The sequence below is a fragment of the Brevibacillus sp. MER 51 genome, assembly GCF_023714195.1.
Lineage (GTDB): Bacteria > Bacillota > Bacilli > Brevibacillales > Brevibacillaceae > Brevibacillus.
The window spans coordinates 1-283 of record NZ_JAMAUS010000083.1 but is presented as its reverse complement, the minus strand read 5'-3'; the positions used below and the strand labels follow the sequence as shown (position 1 = coordinate 283).

Annotated in this window: 1 rRNA gene; it reads left to right on the top strand. The window is 50.5% G+C overall.

Annotated features, from left to right (window positions below):
- Positions 1-159: 159 nt before the first annotated feature.
- A 23S ribosomal RNA gene (locus tag M3630_RS30770) occupies positions 160-283 on the top strand; the annotation flags it as partial.

Here is a 283-nt window from a genome sequence, read left to right as displayed (position 1 = left end):
TCCAGCGCCGATGGTACTTGCTCCGCAGGGAGCCGGGAGAGTAGGACGTTGCCAGGCAGTTACTCTTACGAGTAACTATCCATTTGTTCCTTGAAAACTGGATACTGCATGAAATTGCTAAGATATTTAAGTGTAAGTACTATTAGTACTAACCAATGTGGTTAAGTTACTAAGGGCACACGGTGGATGCCTTGGCGCTAGGAGCCGAAGAAGGACGCAGCGAACTGCGATAAGCCTCGGGGAGCGGTAAGCACGCTTTGATCCGGGGATCTCCGAATGGGGA